The organism is Parasutterella muris (assembly GCF_943193095.1).
Lineage (GTDB): Bacteria > Pseudomonadota > Gammaproteobacteria > Burkholderiales > Burkholderiaceae_F > Parasutterella > Parasutterella muris.
In genome coordinates this window covers 1-15949 of sequence record NZ_CALPCV010000024.1, presented here as the reverse complement: position 1 = coordinate 15949, position 15949 = coordinate 1, and the positions used below count along the sequence as shown (strand labels likewise).

17 protein-coding genes are annotated in these 15949 nt (G+C 51.0%); all 17 read right to left on the bottom strand.

Translation table 11 applies throughout. The annotated features are described in order from the left end of the window. Positions 1 to 5: 5 nt before the first annotated feature. On the bottom strand, positions 6 to 1124 hold the full coding sequence (gene bamB / locus NFR90_RS08920; protein ID WP_251452362.1) for an outer membrane protein assembly factor BamB: 1119 nt from the start codon (positions 1122 to 1124) through the stop codon (positions 6 to 8). Positions 1125 to 1126: 2 nt separating this feature from the next. Beyond that, positions 1127 to 1768 carry a YfgM family protein gene (locus NFR90_RS08915; RefSeq protein ID WP_251452360.1) on the bottom strand — a complete coding sequence of 214 codons (642 nt, stop codon included), beginning with the start codon at positions 1766 to 1768 and terminating at the stop codon, positions 1127 to 1129. An 82-nt stretch (positions 1769 to 1850) separates the two neighbouring features. Beyond that, a complete protein-coding gene (gene hisS, locus NFR90_RS08910) occupies positions 1851 to 3128 on the bottom strand; it encodes a histidine--tRNA ligase (RefSeq protein WP_251452358.1) in 1278 nt (425 codons plus the stop codon). A 2-nt stretch (positions 3129 to 3130) separates the two neighbouring features. Next, positions 3131 to 4354 (bottom strand): flavodoxin-dependent (E)-4-hydroxy-3-methylbut-2-enyl-diphosphate synthase, encoded by a 1224-nt coding sequence (gene ispG, locus NFR90_RS08905; RefSeq protein ID WP_251452356.1) that lies wholly within the window; start codon positions 4352 to 4354, stop codon positions 3131 to 3133. A gap of 4 nt (positions 4355 to 4358) precedes the next feature. Continuing rightward, positions 4359 to 5462 (bottom strand): helix-turn-helix domain-containing protein, encoded by a 1104-nt coding sequence (locus NFR90_RS08900; RefSeq protein WP_251452354.1) that lies wholly within the window; start codon positions 5460 to 5462, stop codon positions 4359 to 4361. Further along, positions 5419 to 6600 carry a dual-specificity RNA methyltransferase RlmN gene (rlmN, locus tag NFR90_RS08895; RefSeq protein ID WP_251452352.1) on the bottom strand — a complete coding sequence of 394 codons (1182 nt, stop codon included), beginning with the start codon at positions 6598 to 6600 and terminating at the stop codon, positions 5419 to 5421. The genes NFR90_RS08900 and rlmN overlap by 44 nt, the downstream gene beginning before the upstream one ends. A gap of 26 nt (positions 6601 to 6626) precedes the next feature. Continuing rightward, positions 6627 to 7055, bottom strand: a complete 429-nt coding sequence (ndk, locus tag NFR90_RS08890; RefSeq protein ID WP_160335693.1) for a nucleoside-diphosphate kinase — start codon at positions 7053 to 7055, stop codon at positions 6627 to 6629. Positions 7056 to 7201: 146 nt separating this feature from the next. Continuing rightward, the gene (locus tag NFR90_RS08885; RefSeq protein ID WP_251452350.1) at positions 7202 to 7717 is read right to left on the bottom strand and encodes a hypothetical protein; all 516 of its coding nucleotides are present in this window, start codon (positions 7715 to 7717) and stop codon (positions 7202 to 7204) included. Positions 7718 to 7722: 5 nt separating this feature from the next. Continuing rightward, positions 7723 to 8253 carry a hypothetical protein gene (locus NFR90_RS08880; protein WP_251452348.1) on the bottom strand — a complete coding sequence of 177 codons (531 nt, stop codon included), beginning with the start codon at positions 8251 to 8253 and terminating at the stop codon, positions 7723 to 7725. Between the two features lie 73 nt (positions 8254 to 8326). After that, the gene (locus NFR90_RS08875) at positions 8327 to 8884 is read right to left on the bottom strand and encodes a hypothetical protein (RefSeq protein WP_251452346.1); all 558 of its coding nucleotides are present in this window, start codon (positions 8882 to 8884) and stop codon (positions 8327 to 8329) included. Positions 8885 to 8889: 5 nt separating this feature from the next. After that, positions 8890 to 10338, bottom strand: coding sequence for a 23S rRNA (uracil(1939)-C(5))-methyltransferase RlmD (rlmD, locus tag NFR90_RS08870; RefSeq protein WP_251452344.1), 1449 nt, complete (start codon positions 10336 to 10338; stop codon positions 8890 to 8892). 24 nt (positions 10339 to 10362) lie between these two features. Then, entirely contained in the window at positions 10363 to 11136 is a 774-nt protein-coding gene (locus NFR90_RS08865; protein ID WP_251452342.1) for a peptidoglycan DD-metalloendopeptidase family protein, read from the bottom strand. Between the two features lie 80 nt (positions 11137 to 11216). Beyond that, positions 11217 to 11969, bottom strand: coding sequence for a 5'/3'-nucleotidase SurE (gene surE, locus NFR90_RS08860; RefSeq protein WP_160335687.1), 753 nt, complete (start codon positions 11967 to 11969; stop codon positions 11217 to 11219). A gap of 6 nt (positions 11970 to 11975) precedes the next feature. Then, positions 11976 to 12593, bottom strand: a complete 618-nt coding sequence (gene leuD, locus NFR90_RS08855; RefSeq protein WP_160335686.1) for a 3-isopropylmalate dehydratase small subunit — start codon at positions 12591 to 12593, stop codon at positions 11976 to 11978. A 2-nt stretch (positions 12594 to 12595) separates the two neighbouring features. After that, positions 12596 to 14002, bottom strand: coding sequence for a 3-isopropylmalate dehydratase large subunit (leuC, locus tag NFR90_RS08850; RefSeq protein WP_251452340.1), 1407 nt, complete (start codon positions 14000 to 14002; stop codon positions 12596 to 12598). 192 nt (positions 14003 to 14194) lie between these two features. Beyond that, the gene (locus tag NFR90_RS08845) at positions 14195 to 14341 is read right to left on the bottom strand and encodes a hypothetical protein (protein WP_202074597.1); all 147 of its coding nucleotides are present in this window, start codon (positions 14339 to 14341) and stop codon (positions 14195 to 14197) included. A gap of 74 nt (positions 14342 to 14415) precedes the next feature. Further along, positions 14416 to 15192, bottom strand: coding sequence for a radical SAM protein (locus NFR90_RS08840; RefSeq protein WP_160335684.1), 777 nt, complete (start codon positions 15190 to 15192; stop codon positions 14416 to 14418). Positions 15193 to 15949: the final 757 nt, after the last annotated feature.

Here is a 15949-nt window from a genome sequence, read left to right as displayed (position 1 = left end):
TTCTTTTATCGTGTAGCGATATACGCCACATCTCCTTTACTTGTCTGGAAAATCGCGCCAGAGCTGAACGGCTGCGCCGCGGTAACCACCGGACCGCTCAGACGAAGTCTTCCGATCTCTTCTCCGGTTCTCGGAGAAAGCAAGTGCACATAGCCTTCGGCGTCACCGACGGCAACCGCACCCGGCACAACGACCGGGGCAGAAAGTCCGCGGTAGAGCATTTCCTTATTCGTCCAGCGCTCCTCTCCGCTTTCGCGATAGAACGCTTTGACTTCGCCGTTGACCGCGACTCCATAAACATTGTCTTCGTCAATGGCTGGTCCTGCAACCGCATCAAGCGGCTGAGACCAGCGGGTCTGTCCGTTCTGACTGTCGATGCAGGTCACTGCGCCCTGATAAGCCGCCGCGCACACCAGATCCTGGCTGAATGCCGGATATCCGACTACGTCAACCAAACGTTCGACCTCCGTAATGCCTTTGGACTGAGCGATAGAGAATTCAAATACCGCTTTACCGGTCGGAATATCCAGAATCACGACATGACCGTTAGGCTGTCCGACAAAAAGAACCGTATCATGCGCGAGCATGCCTGTGGGCAGTCTGACTGTCAAAGCGGGCTGATTCTTCTGATAAATCCACTCTTCATCTCCGCTGGACGCTTCAAATGCGGAAACTCGCGTATCGAGCGTTCTGACGATCACGAGACCTTGCGCGACAACCGGAGGAGAAGCCAAATCAGTTGTGAGTTTCTTGCTCCAGCTCACTTTGCCCTCAGCGTCAACGACCTGAAGTGTTCCGTCTTCAAGGCCCACCGCGGTGACATAGCCGTCGCTGCCGACGCCTGCCGTAATCGGAGAATCAAAAGAAACGGACCATTCCACTTCGCCGCTGCGCGCATTCATACGCGAAAGCGTCTTGCCGCCTGCCGCAAAAACGACATCGTCATAGACGGCCGGAACCAAGAAGCCGTCCGCAGAAGAGAGACTCTTAGACCAAACGGTGTCGGCGGAGATTGCCTGCGTGATTTTCACGAGCGGCATCGGTTCATGTTTTGAAGTTGAACAGCCTGCCAGGGCTGCCGCCGCTGCTGTGAGAACAAAAAACTTTGTTAATTTACTGACCATGATTACTCTTTGGGCTGAAGCGTAGCGCTAAGTTTTGTTTGAATAACGTTGACGAGAGGATTTGTAGCGGCTGTCTTTTTGAGGCCGTCTTCCCAGCTCTGACGAGCCGCGGCGATATCGCCTTTTGCCAGCAGAAGATCTCCCTTACGATCTGCAACAAGCGCTGCTTCATCCTTCAGGTCTTTCAGGCTGTCAAGCAGCTTAATTCCTTCGTCGTATTTACCTTCATCAAGGTAAACACCGGCTAAACGAACCGCTGCAATCGTCTTAAGTTCGGGATACTTATCGGAATCCGTGATCCAAGTCAGAGATTTAACGGCTTCGTCTTTCTTGCCGACTTCTTCGGCGGAGCGGGCGGCAAGAAGTGCGCCCATTCCGGCATAAGCCGTGGAGGCGTAGTCCGTATGAAGACGCTCATTAATTGCCTGAGCTCTTCCGTTGTCCTTTGCGTTCACCGCCTGAATCATCTGGGCATAAAGTGTCCCGGCATCAGCCGATTCCTTGGCCTGATACCATCTCCAGCCCTGCATCGCAGCAGCCGCTAAGCAAACCGCGGTAACCACTGAAAGGATCAGCGTTCCCCACTTATCCCACCACGCTTTAATCTCGGCAAGGGACTCTTGTTCTTCTAAATCATAGGCCATTATCGATGTATCTCCGGGTCTATTAATTTTCAATACGAATCTTCCGAACCCTCAAATACAAGAATTCGGAAGAACAACGCAATTATATGTTTTTGCTGACAAATTCCAAAGCTTCTTCAATGGTCAGCGTTTTCTGTTCACCGTAGCCGGCAATACCTTCACGCAAAGCTTTAAGGCCGACCTTACCGGCAGCGGCTTCGTCGCTGCCGATGACAAGCGCATAGAGCGCGCCTGAAGCGTCAGCTCTCTTCAACTGGTTGGCAAACTTCATGCTGCCCGAGTGGACGATCACGCGGATTCCGGCGTCTCTGAGTTTTTCAGCTGCACCGATCGCGTTCAGATAGAGGGCCTTGTCCCAAACTATGTAGACATCGCATTCTCTTTCTTCGGGATGTACGCCGCACTCTTTCATCAGTTCGAGCACGCGTTCAATGCCCATCGCAAAGCCGCAGGCGGGCGCATCTCTGCCGCCAAGCATGCCGATCAGCGGGTCGTAACGGCCGCCGCCGCAGATGGTTCCCTGAGCGCCCAGTTTATCGGTTACCCATTCGAACACGGTCAGATTGTAGTAATCAAGACCTCTGACTAAGCGCGGATTAATTGTGTAATCCACGCCTTCTGCTTTCAGAATATCTTCAAGAGAAGAAAGGAACGCTTTGGATTCTTCGCCGAGCGAATCATAAAGTTTCGGAGCGTTATTGACCAAATCCTGCATATCCGGATTCTTTGTATCGAGAATTCTGAGCGGATTGCTGTAAAGACGGCGCTGCGCGTCTTCGTCAAGAATTTCCTTGTGTTCTTCAAAGTAGCGAATCAGGATTTCACGATAGGCCTTTCTTTCTTCAAGCTGACCCAAGCAGTTCAGTTCAAGACGTACCGGCGCGATACCGAGTTCTTTCCAAAGCCGGTTCAGCATCAGAAGCTGTTCAGCGTCTGTATCCGGACCCTTAAAGCCCATCGCTTCCATACCGAGCTGGTGGAACTGGCGATAGCGGCCTCTCTGAGGTCTTTCGTGACGGAACATCGGCCCCATGTACCAGAGACGACGCGGTGCATCGTAAAGCAGGTTGTGTTCGATACAGGCGCGCACGACGGACGCGGTGTTCTCAGGACGAAGCGAAAGGTTATCTCCGTTCAGAGAGTCCACAAAGGAATACATCTCTTTTTCTACGATATCGGTCACTTCGCCGATACCGCGTTTAAACAGACGAGTCTGTTCAACAATCGGAGTGCGGATCTGCTGATAACCGTAGAGATTAGCCAGTCCGATCGCTTTTTTCTCAAAGAAGTGCCAAAGCGGCGCGTCCGAAGGGAGCATATCGCTCATACCGCGGATCGCTTGAATTTTCTCTTGTGCCATTTCTATTCTTTTCCGTAAGTTCTTTTAACGTAATCTTCCAGAAGTGCGTGGAAATCCGAAGAAAGCGTCGGACCTTTGAGCGAGCCCCACTTCTTACCGTCCATATAGACGGGCGAGACAGGGCTCTCGCCTGCGCCCGGCAGCGAAATACCGATATTGGCATGCCTGCTTTCGCCGGGGCCGTTCACCACGCATCCCATTACTGCAACCGTCATGTTTTCTACGCCCGGATAAGACTTGCGCCACTGCGGAAGACGGGACTTGATATAAGTCTGAGTCTGTTTAGCAAGTTCCTGAAACAGACAGCTGCTGGTGCGTCCGCAGCCGGGACATGAAACGACCTGGGGCGTGAAGCTGCGCATTCCGAGCGCCTGCAGAATTTCACAGGCGAGTTCAACCTCAGCGCTTCGGGGCTGATCCGGTTCCGGCGTCAGAGAAACTCTGATCGTGTCTCCGATACCTTCAAGCAAAAGAACGGAAAGCGCGGAGGTACTGCTGACCGTACCCTTCAGTCCCATTCCTGCCTCGGTCAAGCCAAGGTGCAGAATATAGCCGCAGCGTTTTTTAAGTTCGCGGTAAACCGCGATCAGATCCGTGACACCGCTGACTTTAGCAGAAATCGCGATTTGGCTCGGTTTCATACCGAGGGCCACAGCAGCATCCGCGCTCTGAACAGCACTCTGAACCAGCGCTTCACGCAGAACCGCCTTTGCGCTTAGAGGATTTTCCAATTTCTGGTTTTCGCTCATCATGCGCGCGAGCAGATCCTGATCCAAAGAGCCCCAATTCACGCCGATGCGTATCGGTTTATCATACTTCAGCGCGAGCCGGATCATGGTCTCGAAATTCTCAGCGTGCTTCTCCCCTTTACCGACATTTCCCGGGTTAATACGGTATTTCGAAAGGGCCTGAGCGCATTCGGGGTATTCGCTCAGCAGCTTATGTCCGTTGTAATGAAAATCACCGACAAGCGGAACAAAGCATCCGGCCGCATCCAAACGCCTGCGAATTTCGGGAATTGCCTTCGCGGCAGCCGGAGTGTTGACCGTCAGACGGACAAGTTCACTTCCGGCCCAGGCCAATTCCAGAACCTGCGCGACGGAACGCTCAACATCGGCCGTATCCGTGTTGGTCATAGACTGAACGACGACTGGGCGGCCGGCGCCGATTTCCACGACATTGCCGAGCCACTGAACCTTCATCGGTTCTTTTGCTTCCGTATTCATTTAATTACTTCTGGTAAGCCGTAAACACAGTAGAAGTACTGTTCGGTCTTGCATCGAGGTTAACCGCACGGCCGTCCAAATGCACTGCGCCGTTCTGGCGGTTGCCTACAGAGACCTTAAAGGGAAGCGCAACGGAGTACTCTCTGCTCTGTCCGGCTTTGAGCTGAGTGTTGAATTCCAGCTTATTGTCTTTATAAATACCAAACCAGCATTCGCCGTTTTTGCCTTCGAGCTTAATCTTAACTTCGCCCTTAGCGGAGTACGGAAGTTCCCAGCGATCTTCCGTCTTGTGGTACTCAAGTCTCATCGGCTCGGAAGTGTCAACTGTCTGAGCAGCGGCTTCCTTCTCTTCAGCAGCTTTAGCTTCAGCAGCCTTGCGTTCTTCTTCAGCCTTCTGTTTTGCTTTTTCTTCAGCTTCCTTCTGCAGACGCTCTTTCAGCTCAGCTTCCTGCTTTGCTTTTGCTTCTTCAGCAGCGGCTGCCGCAGCAGCTTCGGAAGACGGCGCAGCGACTTCAGCCTTCTTTTCAGCTTCAGGTTCTGTCTTAACTTCCTGTTTTGCAGCCGGCACCTCCTGCTCCTTGGCCTCGGGCGCCGCAGGCGCAGAAGCTGCAGGAGCCGCGGCTGTCTGAGTTTCCGAGTCTGAGTTGGCCAGCATGGACGGGATGTACTGATAACCGAAATAGCCCGCCGCGATCAGCACGGCGAGGAAAAGAAGTCCCGCGACCACCTTACCGCCGACATTTTTCGGCTGAGCGTCCTGATACGGCGCCAAATCCTGGGTCGTTTTACGAATAAACGTGCGGGGATCACGATCTTCCGGGCGCAACGCAACATTAAACATATCGATGACTTTATTGTCATCTACGCCGAGCAGGCGGGCATAGCTTCTCAAATGGGCCCGAGCATAAACAGGGGTCGGAAAAACTTTATAGTCATCTGCCTCCAGCCCTTCGATCTGAGCCGGAGAGATGCGAAGCTGAGAGGCGACCTGATCAACCGTGAGTCCTTTTCCCTCACGGGCAATTCTCAGCAGTCCGCCGTAAGTCGTCGCTTCGGGAGGGAGATCACTCCCGACGTTCGTTTCCTGATTTTGGATTCCTTCGGGCATGATGCTCCTCTTTTTCCTTTTCTTGCGAAATCTCTTTGATAATTATCTCTCTGTTTGCCCTCTTTTCGGCGAGTCTTGTGCGGTCTTTAATCTCACCGGCGAGCTGTCCGCAGGCTGCGTCGATATCGTCTCCGCGCACCTTTCTCACGGTTGTGACAATGCCGGCGCCGTTCAATCGATCGGCAAAGGCCTGCACCGCCTCCGGCTCACTGCGTTTCAGTCCGGACCCTGGGAACGGATTGAAAGGGATCAGATTAAACTTGCACGGGACATCCTGCACCAGAGTAATCAGTTCTTTAGCCTGCGCGACGGAATCGTTAACGCCGCCGATCAGGATGTACTCGAACGTTATAAAGTCTCTTGGCGCGACCTTTAAGTAGCGCTTGCAAGCCTCCAGAAGAGATTCAATATTATGTTTTCTATTGATCGGCATAATTTTGTCGCGCAGCACGTCGTTAGGCGCATGCAGGCTGACAGCCAGTGCGACAGGACAAAGTTCGCCGAGTTTGTCGATTTGACGGACAAGGCCTGATGTAGAAACGGTTACTCTTCTGCGGGACAAGCCGTAGGCGTTATCGTCGAGCATCAGGCGCAGCGACGGAATCACCGCGTCCAAATTCTGAAGCGGCTCTCCCATGCCCATCATGACAACGTTGGAAATCACTCGTTCGTTTTCATCGGTAATTCCCAGATCTCTGCGCAGCGTATGTTCTGCGTGCCAGAGCTGACCAATGATTTCCGACGTTTTCAGATTACGATTAAAACCCTGTTTTCCGGTTGAACAAAAGAGGCAGTTCATCGCGCATCCGGCCTGTGAAGAAACACAAAGCGTTCCGCGATTGTCCTGCGGGATGTACACCATTTCCACCGCATTGCCGTTTCCGACCGAAAGCAGCCACTTGCGCGTTCCGTCAGAAGCCGTTTTATCCCGGATGATTTCAGGGCCGCGGACCTCGGCGACCTTCTCGAGCTTTGCCCGAAAAGATTTTGCGAGGTCCGTCATTTCGGAAAAGTCAGAGGCGCCCCGGCGATGAATCCATCGCTCGAGCTGTTTTGCGCGGAAGGGTTTTTCGCCCAAATCCTCGCAGAATTTCTTTAATCCCTCAGCATCAAAGTTGAGCAGATTAACCTTTTGCATATCCTTTTCCGAAACTGTCATTTGGATTAGCGTCCTGCGTAGATGTCCATCTGCGGGAAGAAGAACGCGATTTCAACAGCGGCTGTTTCGGGGCTGTCGGAACCGTGAACGGCGTTGGCGTCGATGGACTGAGCGAAGTCAGCGCGGATTGTGCCCTTAGCAGCCTTCTTCGGATCGGTTGCGCCCATCAGTTCGCGGTTTTTCATAATGGCGTTTTCGCCTTCAAGAACCTGAATCTGGACAGGACCGGAAACCATGAAGTCAACGAGGTCTTTGAAGAAGGGGCGTTCGCGGTGAACAGCGTAGAAAGCTTCGGCTTCCTGACGGGAGAGCCATTTCATCTTGGAAGCAACGATCTTCAGATTGTTGGATTCAAAGCGGCTGTAAATCTGTCCGATTACATTTTTCGCAACTGCGTCGGGTTTGATAATAGAAAGTGTGCGTTCAACTGCCATTTCAATCTCTTAAAGAGTTATAAAAAAAATAAAACAAGGAAAAGCGGACCAATCCGCCTCCCCTCCGTCTCTGCCTTACGGCAATCTTTTAATTTTATCATGCTCAAAGTTTCCACCGAGTCCGCATTTTTCACGGAAACGGCTTCTTACTTACTTTTTCCGGGCTGAATAAAAGTGAGCGCCAGGACAATTAAATTCAGAACCGCTACCCAGATAACAATCCAATCCGTCTCCAGAACCACCAAGTAAGCGCGTTCTCCCCAAATCATTTTCGGCGCTTCAAGGAAGGTGACTGCCGCAAAGGCGATAGGAAGAAAAAGTCCGAATCGAAGAGAGCGCAGCGTCAGAGGGCTTGGTCTCAGGTAGAACTGCCACGAAAAGAATATCGACGTGACAATAAAGAGGACGTATAAAAGAGCGCCGGCCTTCAGGAACGTATAGGCCTTAATCATCAGCGCTCCGTTTTCCATGAGTTTCTCATGCACGTCCCAGAGGATAAAGGCAAGCTGCGAAGGTTCAAAAAGCAGAATAAAAGCCAGCACCAGTGCGACCCATGATGGCATTCCGGGTCTTCTGATCTTCAGCGTCCTCGCCAGCCACAGGCTGAAAAGACCCAATAATAGAAATGCGGCCGCGCCCCGCATACTGAGAAAATATTCCATGTCGTCTACTTATCGTCTCTTTCCAACGGATAGTAAGAGGCTATATTTTTATTCGTTTTTAAGTAGGCAGTGATACCCAATAAGAGGACAAAGTATCCGGCAAGCGCAAGGGCACTCTGACGGACCAAATCGAAGCCCTGAGCGCCGAGAAGAATAAGCGGAAGCACCCCGACTGAGACAACAATTACCAGCGCGGAAATCCACATCAGTCGGAACGCGGTCAGGAGCCCGCGGCGGACTCTTCGGATATAAAGCATCCAAGCCGAAAACCCGTTGAGAATCATTGAACCGATGATGCCGAGAACGGATAGACCGATAAAGGTTTGTTCAAGGGTGCTCATTTGAGAAAGCGACTCAGAGAGCATATCCGTATTAACGGCGTCCAAGCCGCCGTTTTCCACTCCAAGCCATAAAGCCGGGAACACATCACGGATAAAACTCAGCGAGAGCAGCGGCAGGAAAAGAAAAAGCAGAACGATACAGCAGGCCAGTCCCCAGTCGGGCAATCCTTTTCCGCGTGTCTTAACCACGTACATTGGGAACCAGAAACAAAATCCGAGCGCAAAGAAAAATGTAAACCAATAATTAAAAAAACTGCTTTCTTCCATTTTATTTGGGTGGCGTTTTAGTGTAGATGCGATTCATCGATTCATCGAAACACAGTGCGATCGTGCAGGCAATCGTCATAACCAGCTGCATGAGAAGCGGTACAAAAGCGTCCGAAATCATCGTGTAGCCGTAGGAGCCGAATATGAGGACCGGAAGAGCCGCCTGCGCAAGCAGATTCAGTCCCAGACCGATCCAAAGAAACAGGACCGAGAGCGGCTTAACAGTTCTGTCACGCAGAAAATACAGCATCAGACTCACAAACAGTGAGGATGCGATTGCTCCGCCCGTCAGAGCCCAGCTGATCTGCGTAAAGACAGGAATACCCGGGACCGACCATCCTGAAAACGTAAGCTTCAGAATCTCGGTTGTATCCCGATTCATGCTGTAGGACCAAATCGGCAGAAGCATCAGCGTAACCGTTACTACAGCGCTGATTCCCCATGTCAGATCTTTGCTCGAGATCTTAAGCAGCCAAGCGATAGTGAAAACACATGCGAGCAGAATCAGAATCGCCTTTATAAGCGGCCATAACAGTAAGAGAAACAGCGACAAAGACATTCCGATCAACTTCCGTTGGTCTGAGCGTCTTCAGCCTGAGCTCCTTCGCTGATCTCCTGCAGTTCCATTTCTTCGATGGGATCCTGCTGTACCGGTTTAGGACCGGGTTCAAAGACTGCAATGCTTTCTACATGCGCCGTATGCGGGAACATATTCATGACGCCAGCGCTTCTCAAATGCCATCCGCCCTCTCTGACGAGGATCGCGGCATCTCTTGCAAGCGTCGCGGGGTTGCAGGAAACGTAGACCAGACGTTTCGGTCTCTGCTCGGTATTAGCAAAGGACTGACAGACTGCCATTGCGCCTTCTCGCGGCGGATCAATCAGCACCCGATCAATTCCGCCTATAGACTTCCAAATTGCGTCCCAGTCTTCGTCCTTCCAGTCAAAGAGGTTTCTTGCGGCAAAGTCTGTCTTATCAGCGAGGCCGTTTTGCTCAGCACCTTCTTTAGCCCGATCAACGAGCGCCTGACTGCCTTCAATACCGATGACTTGTTTGACTTTTGTCGCGATCGGCAGTGTGAAATTGCCCAGTCCGCAGAAGAAATCGACAACCTTGCAGTCATGATCCAGCTTCAGCATTCTCAGCGCACGGGAAACCATCAGTTCGTTGAGGACGTGATTCACCTGAGTGAAGTCTGTCGGTTTGAATGTAATGGCAACATTCGTTTCGCGGTGGCGAAGCTTGAGTCGATCCGCATTTTCCAGCTCAAGCGGATAAATACTGTCCGGGCCCTTAGGCTGATACCAAACAACGACGTCGTGCTCTTTTTCAAAGGCTTTGATTTTTGCCTCGTCCTCCGCGCTTGGCTGCTCCAGAATACGGAACACAAAAGCGGTACAGTCTTCCGTGCAGGCGACCTCAATCTGCGCGAGTTTCTGACGAATGGTTAAAGAGGCGATCAGATCACGAAGAGGAACAAGGAGATCACTGACTTTTTTCGGCAGGATCTCACAGCTTTTCATATCCGCGATATAGCTGGAGCGTTTTTCATGAAACCCGACGAGCACCGTACCTTTTTTCGCGACGTCACGCACTGAGAGTCTTGCGCGGTGTCGATAATGCCAGGTCAGTCCGAAGATCGGCGGGATCACCTGTTCAGGGCGTACTCGACCGATATGCCAAAGCGCATCCATTAAAACTTTCTGTTTCACCGCAACTTGCGCGCGCGGCTCGATGTGCTGCATAGCGCATCCGCCGCAGCTGCCGTCCTTGACGCCGAAATAAGGGCACTTGGGTGTAACTCTGAGCGGAGACTCGGTCAAAAGATCCGTTGCGAGACTGAGTTCAAAAGAAGGCTTATTGCGATACCGCTCGTAAGTCACTTCTTCGCCCGGAAGGGCTCCCTCGATAAAAACGACCTTGCCGTCGCGATGGGAAACACCTCTGCCTTCCTGATCGAGTGTTTCAACAATGACGGTAAATTTTTCTCTTTCTTTTCTTGCGCGGACCATCAGACAATCCTTTCCAATGACGAATTACTGTTTAGGGAGGATTGTAGTGGGATCCAGAGATTTTCCGTTGCGACGTACTTCGAAGTGGACACGAGACTCTTTGTCATCAGATGCTCCCACGTCCGCAATCTTTTGTCCCTTAGTCACTTTCTGACCCTGTTTCACAGTAATGGTACCGTTGCGTCCGTATGCAGTCACGAGCTCTTTGGTATGGCGAAGGATCACGAGATTGCCGTAGCCCTTGACGTTGCCGACAAAGACCACATCGCCGTCCGCGGCTGCTTTCACCGGAGTGCCGGCAGAGGCTGCAATATCGATGCCTTTATTAAGCATACTGAACGGCTGGACGATTCTGCCCTTGACCGGCCAGATAAACGCAGATGAGGAGGAAGATTCCGCAGCTGAAGAATTAGAAGACGTTTGAGTTTCTGTCTTCTGAGCTGTCACAGGTTTAGCTGCTGCGGAGGCCGCTGCCGCGGCTGAGGCCGAAGCGGAAGTTTTTTCCTGCTGATGCGCCTGAATTCTTTCGATATCCTGCCGCACGCCAGAAGAAATCGAGAGTTTGATCTGCTGACCCACTCTCAGTTTGCTTGGGTCTGACAGACCATTTTCACGGGCCACCGCGACCGGGTCCAAAGAGTAGCGGCGAGCCACCGCGTAGAGCGTGTCACCGGGCTTTACGGTATATACAGTTGTCGTCGTCGGTCCGTTTGAAATCGGAGCGTTTCCCCCGGTAAAGGAACATCCCGCCGCAATAAGAGCTACAGCAGCCGGGGCTAAAACTTTCAACCAACTCATTCTTCCTCCATTAACCAACTTCTAATGCACGCCGCAAAAGGATAAAGTTTAAACGCAAATGCGCGATCTGTTTACCTTCATTACGCCGGGAATTTGTTCCACCAATTTTTAACGCTGTCTAAAGTCGCATAATTTGTCATATCGACCTGCAGGGGCGTCATACTGATATAACCGTGTGACGTCGCCCAGAAATCCGTCCCCTGCGCGTCATCCTTAGCATCTCCTGCCGCCCCGAGCCAATAGATTTTTTCTCCTCTCGGGTTAATCTGTTCAATCACAGACTGCGCCGAATGGCGGCGTCCGAGTCTCGTTACGACAACACCGTTTAAGCGATCAATCGTCGTGTTGGGAATATTCACATTCAAAAGGAAAGGCGCAGGAAGCGGATTATCCAGATAATTCTCAATAATCCGCTCTACCGTCTGAGCGGCCGAATCCAAGTAAGACCAGCCGGATTTCACCTGAGAAAACGCGAACGAGGGGCAGCCGAACAGATAACCTTCCATGGCTGCGGCCACAGTTCCCGAGTACAGGACATCGTCGCCCATATTCTGACCGCAGTTAATGCCGCTCAGCACCAGGTCCGGTTTTTCTTTCAAAAGCCCCGTCAGTGCAATATGTACGCAGTCGCTTGGCGTACCGTTAATGAAATAGACATCGTCCTGAACCTGCCGAATCGAAAGAGGACGGGTTAGCGTCAGAGAGTTGCTTGCGCCGCTGTGATTCTGTTCCGGGGCCACGACCGTCACATGTCCGAAGCGTTTCATGTGACGGGCAAGTTCCTGGATGCCCGGCGCCAAGTATCCGTCATCATTCGATATCAAAATGTTCATTCGCAATTACTCCGATTCTGCAAGCCACGGGAAGCTGCTGTAATACTGTTTTTCGAACGCTTCAATTTCATTCTCGCGTCTGAGCGTTTCAGCCGCAGCGTCCAATCCGTTCAATAGTTTATCTTTTCGAAGCGGTTCTATCTCGAAACTCAGATTTTTCCCGCCCGGAGTCGTCACGGTCTGATGAACCAAATCGATTGAGACCGTCTTATTATCCGAGTTTTCCAAAACCCGCAGAAGTTCATCGACCTGCGCCTGCGGAAGCACCACGCACAGCAGTCCGTTATTTGCGCAGTTGTCAAAGAAAATTCCGGCAAAAGAGGAGCCGATCAGCGCACGGATGCCGCGTTTTCTCAGTCCCCAAACCGCGTGTTCACGAGAAGATCCGCATCCGAAGTTCGGTCCCGTGACGATAATTTCGGCCTGTCGATACGGAGTCTGATTCAGTACAAAATCCGGATTTTCCGTTCCGTCAGGATTCAGACGAACGTCATGAAAGAGTCCTTCAAGGACGCCGTCCTTATCAATTCTTTTGAGAAAAGCCTTCGGCATTATCACATCTGTATCGATATTTGCCGTAGGCATAGGAGCCGCCGCGGCCGTCAGCTGTATAAATTTATCCATGGTTAGCTCCTGAAATCCGCGATGCAGCCGTTAATACTTGAGCTCGCCACAATTTGAGGCGAGGCAAGGTGCGTACGCGTACCGACGCCCTGGCGGCCCTCAAAATTACGGTTGGTCGCCGACACGCAGCGATCGTTTGCCTGAAGGATATCGCCGTTCATCGCCAGGCAGAGCGAACAGCCGGATTTCCTCCACTGCCATCCCGCGTCTTTAAAGATTTGGTCCAAGCCCTCTTCTTCGGCCTGCTTTCGAATCTGCATCGAACCCGGCACAACCGCGGCGGTGACACCGGGGTGTACCTTTCTGCCTTTGAGTACGGAGGCCGCTGCGCGAAGATCTTCGATTCGGGAATTCGTGCAGGAACCGATAAACGCGTGGGTGATCGGGATGCCGGCAATTTTTTCTCCGGCTTTCAGTCCCATGTAGGAGAGCGCTCGCTGCATATCGGCTCTTCTGTCCGGATTTTGTTCAAGCATCGGATCCGGGATCACTTCGTCGATCGAGACAGCCTGATCAGGGCTGGTTCCCCATGTCACCATCGGTTTTGCGCCGGAGACATCGATCACAGCCTCTTTATCGAACACCGCGCCTTCGTCAGACTTCAAGGTCCGCCAGTATTCAACCGCCTTGTCCCAATTCTCGCCTTTTGGCGCGTACGGACGACCTTTAAGATATTCAAAAATCTTTTCATCGGGCGCGATCAAAGAAGAGCGTGCTCCGCATTCAACCGCCATATTGCAGAACGTCAGACGTCCTTCGGGACTCAATTCACGGACCGCCTCGCCGGTGAATTCCACACAGCAGCCGCCGCATCCTCCCGCACCGAGTTCGCGCACGACATGAATGATCAAATCCTTGGCACTGATATCTGAGGGCTTTTTACCGACCAGATGCACGCGCATATTTTTTAGACATTTGTAATTCAGAGCGGACGTCGCAAGGTAATGGTAAATGTCGGATGTGCCGATGCCGAAGCCCAGACATCCGAACGCGCCGTACATCGCGGTGTGGCTGTCGCCGGCGCCGATGACCATGCCGGGCTGTACTCTGCCCTGCTCAACCATGACGACGTGCTCAATCCCCTGATTCGGACTGTCGTTGTTGTAAACCTCGAGGCCAAATGTCTGACCGTTTTCCTCGAGGTACTGTACTTGTTTTCTCGCGTTTTCTTCGGTCGGATAAATCGGGCGATCCGCAGCGGAAGGATTCACGTGATCAATCGTGCCGAGTGTCGCAGAGGGCCGACGAACTTTAAGTTTGTTCTCCCGAAGCAACGTAAAGGCCTGAGGGGATGTGTATTCATTGACCACTGTCCGATCGATAAACAGCAGACGTTCGCTGCCGTCTTCGTCGTATTTGCGGATAGTGTGTGTATCGAGCAGTTTCTCGTATAGCGTTCGCGGATTCATGGATACTCCCGGAATTTTATTATTGCTGCGGTCCGCCTGTGGGGCGCACATTCGAATAACTTTAACCGCTAAAACACTTTATTTCTATTAGGCGCAATACGGAAGCCGTGTTTTTGTGCGCAGAAAAAAACAAACCGCAAGGAACAACACCTTACGGCTTACTTATCGAAACAGCGTATTGAACGCTTTCTTTTATGCTTTCGCGAGCTTCATATTTGTCGACATAGCCGGCTTGACCTGTTCTTTTTTCGATTTCTCGGCTTTTTTAGCCAGAGAGATCAGCTGCAAAGAAGCTCCCGCCAATAAGAGTCTCGTCTTAATTGGAAGCGATTCAGACATAAACACCTCATAAAAATTCTATGAGGGTAATTTAAACTTGCTTTATGACAGCTTTATGACATTTAGCATAAACGCTAATAGGCCACCAACGTCTTGTAACCTTTTGACTCCAAAATATCTTTAATCCGATCCAGCTCCTGCGGAGAAGCTTTTTTCAAAGTTTTCAGCGGTGTCTCACGATCGATCGTATAGATCATCACCTCGCGGGGTTTGATTTGATCCAAAACCTTCAGCCACGGCTGAACATATTCATCCGTCGTGTTGTTGATTTCTTTTCCGTCGACACTGCCTTTGAGGAACATGGTCTGAACGATCACATCCCCTTTGAAGTTTTCCAAGCATCGAATGATCTCCTCGACGTCATACTTCGCATTAGGCCGATCCACCAGATGAATGAAATCCTCATTCACAGTATCGAGCTTCATAATCGGATTGTCGACCAATTGAAGCGCCTCCATAACCGAAGGGCGATTCACAAAGGTGGAATTCGATAGGACCGATATTTTGGCGTTCGGTACATATTTGTCTCTGAGTTCAATCGTATCGCTGATGATCTCGAGGAACTTCGGATGCGAGGTCGGCTCACCGTTTCCGGCAAATGTAATGACATCCGGGATCATGTTTTTTGACAAGAGTGCAGCCAGTTTCTTTTCAAGCGCAGTCTTGACCTCTTCCCTGGTCGGAAGCTTCGGCTTGGTCTCATTCTTAGCGTTTAAACCGCACTCGCAGTACACACAGTCAAAGGAACAGACCTTTGCCGACGGCGGAAGAAGATTAACGCCTAAAGACAGTCCGAGTCTTCTAGAATGAATCGGCCCAAAAATCGGCGACGGGAAAAGAATGCAGGACATGAATACCTCCAAAACGATGCTTGAGGCTAGCACGTTCCGGGCCGAGTATTTCAGTTATGAGCGTTGCTTTGGGAAACAACTCTGGAGAAAATTTTGAAATCAGAAAGATAGAACAATTTATCCATCTGATTTTAAATAATTTATAAAAATGTTGGCACTAAAAAGATCGTTTAACGAGCTAATTTAAAAAGTGCTCGGGCGGCAGGCTTCGAACGACACTAATAAATCAATAGGTTAATGTACGCATAAATCAAATTGGTACATTTATTGGCACATTTGAATTTTTTGATCCGCTGAGCGGAGCACTGAACATTCTAATTTCTTTTCGTGTAAGTTTTAACTTTCAATAGACGCCATGATAGCAACACCTTTCACGGTTCTAAGTGCACTCGGCCTTCAGCTGAGGGTTTCCGTCGGGCACGCCTAGCCGGAAGTTCTCGAAATCAGCTCTTCTGACCCGTTAATCTCTACCTCTAATTTTAGCTGCGTCCTGAAATAAAAAAGCCACTGTGTGGACGGCCAGAAAAGGCAAAGCCTTGGATTTTTCCGAGGATTTAAATGAAGACGAATTTAGATTTTAAGATAACAATTTAAGCAAAGCGGGGAATCTATAGACAGACGGACGCCTGCCAACCCCCGAATATACCTTTTCGATTAGGTTCGCAGAAACTAATTTATTTCACTACTGTCCAAAATAAATTTTTTCGGAACGTCTAGATGCAAAGATGCCGAATCTTCGATAAATTTAAAGTTCCCA

What these genes read in the sequence shown, in the direction of transcription:
- NFR90_RS08845 (WP_202074597.1), bottom strand. Translation starts at nt 14,341, where the DNA reads ATGTCTGAATCGCTTCCAATTAAGACGAGACTCTTATTGGCGGGAGCT.
- hisS (WP_251452358.1), bottom strand. Translation starts at nt 3,128, where the DNA reads ATGGCACAAGAGAAAATTCAAGCGATCCGCGGTATGAGCGATATGCTC.
- NFR90_RS08865 (WP_251452342.1), bottom strand. Translation starts at nt 11,136, where the DNA reads ATGAGTTGGTTGAAAGTTTTAGCCCCGGCTGCTGTAGCTCTTATTGCG.
- surE (WP_160335687.1), bottom strand. Translation starts at nt 11,969, where the DNA reads ATGAACATTTTGATATCGAATGATGACGGATACTTGGCGCCGGGCATC.
- ndk (WP_160335693.1), bottom strand. Translation starts at nt 7,055, where the DNA reads ATGGCAGTTGAACGCACACTTTCTATTATCAAACCCGACGCAGTTGCG.
- rlmN (WP_251452352.1), bottom strand. Translation starts at nt 6,600, where the DNA reads ATGCAAAAGGTTAATCTGCTCAACTTTGATGCTGAGGGATTAAAGAAA.
- NFR90_RS08880 (WP_251452348.1), bottom strand. Translation starts at nt 8,253, where the DNA reads ATGTACGTGGTTAAGACACGCGGAAAAGGATTGCCCGACTGGGGACTG.
- ispG (WP_251452356.1), bottom strand. Translation starts at nt 4,354, where the DNA reads ATGAATACGGAAGCAAAAGAACCGATGAAGGTTCAGTGGCTCGGCAAT.
- leuC (WP_251452340.1), bottom strand. Translation starts at nt 14,002, where the DNA reads ATGAATCCGCGAACGCTATACGAGAAACTGCTCGATACACACACTATC.
- NFR90_RS08915 (WP_251452360.1), bottom strand. Translation starts at nt 1,768, where the DNA reads ATGGCCTATGATTTAGAAGAACAAGAGTCCCTTGCCGAGATTAAAGCG.
- NFR90_RS08840 (WP_160335684.1), bottom strand. Translation starts at nt 15,192, where the DNA reads ATGTCCTGCATTCTTTTCCCGTCGCCGATTTTTGGGCCGATTCATTCT.
- bamB (WP_251452362.1), bottom strand. Translation starts at nt 1,124, where the DNA reads ATGGTCAGTAAATTAACAAAGTTTTTTGTTCTCACAGCAGCGGCGGCA.
- NFR90_RS08900 (WP_251452354.1), bottom strand. Translation starts at nt 5,462, where the DNA reads ATGCCCGAAGGAATCCAAAATCAGGAAACGAACGTCGGGAGTGATCTC.
- NFR90_RS08875 (WP_251452346.1), bottom strand. Translation starts at nt 8,884, where the DNA reads ATGTCTTTGTCGCTGTTTCTCTTACTGTTATGGCCGCTTATAAAGGCG.
- NFR90_RS08885 (WP_251452350.1), bottom strand. Translation starts at nt 7,717, where the DNA reads ATGGAATATTTTCTCAGTATGCGGGGCGCGGCCGCATTTCTATTATTG.
- rlmD (WP_251452344.1), bottom strand. Translation starts at nt 10,338, where the DNA reads ATGGTCCGCGCAAGAAAAGAAAGAGAAAAATTTACCGTCATTGTTGAA.
- leuD (WP_160335686.1), bottom strand. Translation starts at nt 12,593, where the DNA reads ATGGATAAATTTATACAGCTGACGGCCGCGGCGGCTCCTATGCCTACG.